The organism is Phyllobacterium sp., from assembly GCF_037994425.1.
Classification (GTDB): Bacteria; Pseudomonadota; Alphaproteobacteria; order Rhizobiales; family Rhizobiaceae; genus Phyllobacterium.
The window spans coordinates 1-6,372 of the sequence record NZ_JBBNAM010000337.1 but is presented as its reverse complement, the minus strand read 5'-3'; the positions used below and the strand labels follow the sequence as shown (position 1 = coordinate 6,372).

The 6,372-nt window shown below is 60.0% G+C and carries 4 protein-coding genes; 1 reads left to right on the top strand and 3 read right to left on the bottom strand.

The features are described 5' to 3' along the window. Positions 1 to 119: 119 nt before the first annotated feature. Entirely contained in the window at positions 120 to 1,037 is a 918-nt protein-coding gene (locus AAAB35_RS22115) for a methyltransferase domain-containing protein (RefSeq protein ID WP_340670424.1), read from the top strand. Here AAAB35_RS22115 and AAAB35_RS22110 read toward each other — a convergent pair whose 3' ends face one another. The 3 genes from AAAB35_RS22110 to AAAB35_RS22100 all read right to left on the bottom strand — a co-directional run bounded on the left by AAAB35_RS22110 (position 1,038) and on the right by AAAB35_RS22100 (position 6,351). Continuing rightward, positions 1,038 to 1,832 (bottom strand): TIGR02186 family protein, encoded by a 795-nt coding sequence (locus AAAB35_RS22110; protein ID WP_340670423.1) that lies wholly within the window; start codon positions 1,830 to 1,832, stop codon positions 1,038 to 1,040. Then, positions 1,832 to 2,782: a sulfite exporter TauE/SafE family protein gene (locus AAAB35_RS22105; protein ID WP_340670422.1), complete on the bottom strand. Its 951-nt coding sequence runs from the start codon at positions 2,780 to 2,782 to the stop codon at positions 1,832 to 1,834. Before AAAB35_RS22105 ends, AAAB35_RS22110 begins: the two co-directional genes overlap by 1 nt. A 230-nt stretch (positions 2,783 to 3,012) precedes the next feature. Continuing rightward, on the bottom strand, positions 3,013 to 6,351 hold the full coding sequence (locus AAAB35_RS22100) for a peptidoglycan-binding protein (RefSeq protein ID WP_340670421.1): 3,339 nt from the start codon (positions 6,349 to 6,351) through the stop codon (positions 3,013 to 3,015). Between the last annotated feature and the right edge of the window lie 21 nt (positions 6,352 to 6,372).

The window sequence follows — 6,372 nt, the reverse complement described above, 5'->3', positions numbered from 1 at the left end:
TTCCCCGAGGGTAATGCTCCTGCGGAGGGCGGCGTGATCAAGATCAACTCGGACGTCACGCAATCGGGGAAATCCGTCAATATCATCGCCATTCGCGCCCAGGTCGCGAATTGAGCAAGATGGCGCGAGCGTTTCTGTCATCCGGCGATCTGATCGCCGATCGCCGCGCGTCCTATGCGGACATGCTGTTCGAGAACGGCGAGCATGCTGCTGCCGCCGACCTCATGCGGCAGGCACTCGAGATCGTCCCTGAATGGACGGCAGGGCTGTTTCGCCTTGGTGAAATGGAGGAAGCGGCGGAACATAGTGATACCGCCGCAATCGTCTGGAGACGCCTGCTCGAACTCGACGTCGAGGACCGCTTTGGCGCAGGGCTCAAACTCGCCGCCACCGGCAGAGCGGACGTTCCGGTAACACCGCCTACCGCCTACGTCGAGACTTTGTTTGATGCTTACGCGCCAACCTTCGAAAATGCGCTGCTGGCAAAGCTCGGCTACAAGGTGCCCGGACTTCTTGCTGAGGCGATCGAAAACGTCGCACCCGGGAGACGGTTCGCGTCGGTGCTCGATCTTGGCTGCGGCACGGGCTTGATGGGCCCGCTGATGCGCGCCAAGAGCGACTATCTGGCCGGGGTCGATCTGTCCGAAGTCATGCTGCAGAGGGCAGCGGAAAAGCACGTTTATGACAGCCTCGCCAAGGGCGACGTCAACGACCTTGATATTCCGACCCCTGGGGCTGACCTTGTTATTGCCGCGGACGTCTTCGTCTACGTCGGAGCGCTGGATCGCGCTTTTGCCAACGTCGCGTTGAGCCTTGTATTGGGCGGAGTTTTCGCGTTCTCGGTTGAGACGCATGAAGGCGATGACGAGCTGGTTCTGCAACAATCGCTGCGCTATACCCACTCCGAAGCCTATGTGCGGCGGCAGCTGGCTGCCCATGCAATGACGCCACTGAGCATCGATCGCAATACGATCCGCATGGATCGCGGCGAGCCCTTGAGCGGGCTCATCGTGGTTGCGAGAAAAGCTGCCGGATAGTCAGTCCTTGCGGAAGACGAGGCGCCCGGCCCAACCGGTAACGACGGCAAGAAACACTGCGAAAAAGCCGTAGAGCAGGCTGTGCTGGTTGGCGGCTCGGTAGATGCGGAATTCGAGACCGGCCTTCACGATGTTGAGGCTGGTTGAACTCTCCCGCAAGAACTCGCCATTGCGAAAGAGATAGGCGCGCGCCACGTGCTTGCCGACTGGCACATTGGCCGGAAGCGACAGCGTTGCACGAAACAGCGTCGAGGACAGGAACTGTACGTCGCCGACACGCTGGTTATAGAGGAGCTGCTTCAGTTTCAGGCGCGGCAGTTCCTTGGTGAACTCGCGCAGCGCCTCGCTTGAAGCAAATCCGTCGGGCATCGGTTCGTAATAGATGTTGTTCACGCCAAGGCTGAGCTGGGCAAAGGTCTTTGGCGTCGTGATGTCCTGCAGGCTGCGCGTTGAGGCGAGGGAATAGGATGCCGGAATGTTTTGGAAGGTCACCGATTCCGTGTTGATCCAAATGCCGAAATACCTGTCCTTGCGCCGTACGACAAAGTTGCGCGGCGGCCCTTCAAGAATGACGATGACATCGTAACGGCCCTGACGCTGGATCAGGGGGTCGGCATTGTCGAGAGCCCCGAAAACTGTAAGGTCTGTACCCCTGAAGCCAGACGTGATCGAGATCGTATCGGTTGAAAGTCCGATTTCGACCGTTTCCTTATTGGCTGGAACGGGCTGCTGAGCGACTGCGGCACCGGCCGCAAGAAGCGAGGCAATCAGAAGGGTACCCGAGGCAAGGCGCATTATGAGCCTCCCGATACCAAGGCGAGCGTAACCGAATAGATATCGTCCGGTGTGACGAAAAGTTCTATGGCGAGGCGAAGCCCGACTGCCAGCACCAGCATCGCGAGGAGCGCGCGCAACTGTTCGCCCCTGAGTTTCTGGCCAATGCGCGCCCCATACTGGGCTCCGACCACACCGCCGCTCATCAGCAGCATGGCCAGCACGATATCCACCGACTGGTTGGTCGTCGCTTGCATCACGGTGGTGAACGCCGTGACGAAAACGATTTGATAAAGCGACGTTCCAATAACGACGTTGGTCGGAACCTTGAGCAGGTAGATCATGGCAGGAACCATGATGAAGCCGCCGCCGACACCCATGATCGATGAGAGGAAGCCAATGGCGCCGCCAAGCACAAGCACCGGAATGATGCTGACATAGATCTTGGAGGCGCGAAAACGCATCTTGAAAGGCAGCTTGTGCACCCAATTGTGCTGGCCCGGCCTTTTCAATGTCGCAAGCTGGCCGGCGCGGGTGCGGCGCATTGCCTGGATGCTTTCATAGAGCATCAGCCCGCCGATCGTGCTCAAGAACACGACGTAAAGCAGCGAGACGATCAAGTCGAGCTGACCAAGCCGGCGCAGGAGCACGAAGACATAGATACCGATCCCCGCGCCGATAAGGCCTCCGACGACGAGCAACGAACCGAGTTTGAAGTCGAGCGAGCCGCGCTTGAAATGGGTTAGCGCGCCGCTGAAGGAGGAGGCTATGACCTGGTTGGCGCCCGTCGCCACGGCGACGGCAGGCGGGATATTGTAGAATATCAACAGGGGTGTGATCAGAAAGCCGCCGCCAACGCCGAACATACCCGACAGAAAGCCCACCGCCGCGCCCATGAAAAAGAGCACGAAGATGTTGACCGAAATCTCGGCTATTGGCAGGTAGATACCCAATTCAAACCCCGATAGCATTGTGGTGCTACGCCAGCGGCGTGACATCACAATGACAGCAATTCTTTAAGGTTTCTTGCCCACTTGCGGGCTCCAGTCAAACTTTGACTTAACTGCGCGGTTTGGATCGGTTTAAACGCGAAGCCAAGTGTCGCATCGTTGCGAGGGACGCTGGCTGCGCGCCGAATTGAATGCCGTTTCAGGATTATCGCCCCTGGTATGGGAAACCAGAAGGGATGATCGGTGCTCGATCAGATCTGCTTGTTCTTCTGCAAAAGGTTCCTCACGAAATCCTTGTCTATATTTCCGGTCGGCTTCAGCCCGTTGTCCTTCTGGAAAGCCATGATCGCGTCGCGGGTTTTTGCACCGATCTTGCCGTCCGAACCGCCCGCGTCATAGCCATTCTTGTTGAGGATCAACTGCACGTTGCGAATGGCCTTTTCCATATCGAGGGAACCGGTCGTCGCCGAGCCGGTCACGGCCGGAGCCTCACGCCATTCCTGCGGAACGTTGATGGCATTGGCATCCGGGTTCATCGGCTTCGCCTTCCAGAGCTCAACCGCGGCCCGTGCCCGCTCGAGTTGCTCCGGTGTCATGACCTTGGCAACGTCCTCACGTTTCTGCGCTGCGTCCTTGTCGCCGGCAATAGCCGCCAGCGCGAACCATTTGTAGCTTTCCTCAAGGTTCTGGGGCACGCCCATGCCTTTCGCGGAAAGGATCGCAAGGTTGAACTGGCTGTCCTTGACGCCGAGCTCCGCGGCCTGCGAGAACCAGCGGGCGGCAGTCTCGTTGTCAGGGGTGCCATCAACGCCTCCAGCGAAGAGGACTGCCAGATTGTGCATGGCGCTAGCGTTGCCCTTTTCGGCGGCCAGCTCGTAATAGGACTTTGCCTTGGCAAGGTCCCGGCCGACCCCGAGGCCTTTTTCGTAGAAGTTGCCGAGCCGATATTCCGCAGGTGCAAACCCGCGCTCCGCCGCGCGGCTGTACCATTCGACCGCCTTGGCATAGTCGCTCGCGACGCCGCGCCCGTCCATGTAGCGGTTGCCGATTTCGAACAATGCTCTGCTGTCGCCCTTGGTGGCGGCGTCGCGCAGCGGCAGTGGCCCGGCCTCAACCGGTATGAACGGCAGCACGGCCGAGGATGCGCCGGTTGCCGGCATGGTGGCAGGGACCGGATCAATCATGCGCTCGGAATTGATCACTGCGGACACTGCATCCTGGGCAGGCGGCGCGGGCTGCGTCGTTGCTGGCGCATTGTCCTCGACGGCGGGTGCCTCAGGAGCAGCATTCGTGGCATTCATTGCCGGTTCCTGCGGCAGAGGCTGATCTTGAACAATCGCCGGCTCTTCCGGCATAGCGGGTTCCGGAGCCTTCGACGCCAGATCCGTTCCAGGGTGATCGACAAAGGCGTTCTTCAACTGAAGTCCGGCAATCGCGATCATGATTGCGCCAATGGCAAGCAGGATCGGCTTGCGCTGGCGCGATAGGATACCGCTCTTGCCCGTGCCATCGACCGCGCCATCACCGAAGCCACCGCGCTTCTGATTTTCGGCTTCCATTGCTGCTGCCTGTGCGGCACGGCGCGCAGCGGTTATGAAATCCGCCTTGCCGGCTGCGGTCTCGCTTGCGGACGATGTATCGCGACGTTCGTCACGCACACGCTTGAGGATGGAGTTGAGGTCCGGCATTCCTGAACCTGGCTCGAGCGGCCGATTGAGAATGTCGGCGTCGATTTCGACTTGGCTATGCGACTTGTCGGCCTCTTCGGAAATATCGAGCGCCGGCTCCTGTGGAGAAGCCTCACGCTTGCCTCGACCTTTGAAACTGCGTGCAAGGTTGCCAAAAAGCGACTTGCGCTCGCGCGGCATTTCGGCGGTAATCTCTTCCTCGGCCGCATCGGCGGTCGAAGGCATTTCCTCCATATTCGAGACAAGCGGTGCATCGAAGGCTGCTGAGACTTCTACTTTGGGGTCCGGGCCGAGGGTGGGCTCGATGACCGGCACTTCGGCAGCGACAACGGATTTGTCGACCGCTTCGAAGGTCTTGTAGATCGGAACCGCACCGCTTTCGAGCGATGCCAATCGATCGACGATCTTGAGGAGCGTGTCGTGAATTGCTTCGAATGTGCGGCCATTACGCTCATCCGATCTACGCGCCAGTTTCTCCAGTGTCTTCAGGTCGTCGGCCAGTTCGCGAGCGATCGAACTGTCATGGTCGCTACCGAAATTGGCGGTGTTGCGGATCGCTTCGGCTGCCGCGTTGCGCGCCGCTTCGACGACGAGATCGCGGTTGCCGGCGATGGCCACTTCAATGGCTTCAAGGCGGGGAGAAATGCGCGCGATTTCAGCATCGCGATCATTCGATTGGGCAAGCCGTTCCGCGAGTCCTGCAATCTGCAGTTCGAGACTGCGAATTGCGTCCTTGGTGCCGTCCGCCTGCGGCAGGTTCTCTGCAAAATAGCGGGCCATGTCATCGAAGCGCGCTTCGAGATTGTCGGTCAGGCGGACATCATTGTGCTCGGCGAGCGTGTGATGCTCGTCGAGACGGCGCGTGATTTCCTCGAAACGCTGATCCATCTTCTCGATGAAGGCAGGATCGACCGCTGCCGGCTGCGGCATAGCGTCGAGCTTGCTGATGACCTGCAGGACGCGGCCTTCGAGATCGCGGAAGTCCGAGATGCTGATCGAGGCGGGCGAGCTCTGCAGATGCCGCGCGACTGCCGACAGTTGTTCGGCGAGAATGTCGAGGTTTTGCGTCGTCGCGCCATGCTGCTTGTTGAGTTGGTCGATATGGTGCGCAAGTTCGCCCATCCGCTTGAGGATGGCGTCGGACGTCCCGTCGTATGCCGCTGATTCGATTGTCGAGGCGAGCGATGAGATCCGCGCCTCGACACGTTCGAAAGCATCGGCCTCGGCATATTGCAACGCCGCCGGGCGCGCCGTCGCAACGATGGCGCGGCTGATCTCGTCGAGGCGTTCGTCCATCTGTTGCATGAACTGCGTTGGGATGCCGGAACCGTGCCGGCGCGACAAATGCTCGACGGCGCCGGTGAGGAGGTTGAGCTTTTCCTCGACGTTCTGCAGTGGCGGCAGCGCGTGCGAAGGAGAATCGACGGCGCGATGAATCTCGTTGAGGCGGCGTTCCAGCGAACCGAGCGCGGCCTCGGCCTCATTCGCGTAATAGGCGCCACGCCCGTAAGGAGCGCGTTCATGTGCTGTCGATTGGCGCAGCCGGTTCATCGTCTCGCCATGCGGCTGGTCTCGGTCACGCGAAGAGGTTTCGATGCCCTCGCGCATCTCGTCGCGCAGTTGCTTCAACTGCGCCGCGATCGCGGAGAGATCATGCTTTTCTTCGGGATTCTGAGTATTAGAAGTTGCGTCCGGTTGTGCAGACTGGACGCGCTGGGGCAGCGCGGATTGGCCCGCGCGTGAGGCGAGGGCGGCGAAACGGTCAGCGATGTCGGGAGTTTCCTCGCCAACTTCCGGCTGCATCGAGCCGCGCAATTGCGCTTCAAGGGTTTCGAGTGTGCGGTTGAGGCTGTCGAGCGACGTCGCATCGCGGCGTGCGCGGTTCACATTGACCTGTTCCATTAAAGACCTTTGGTTTGTCAT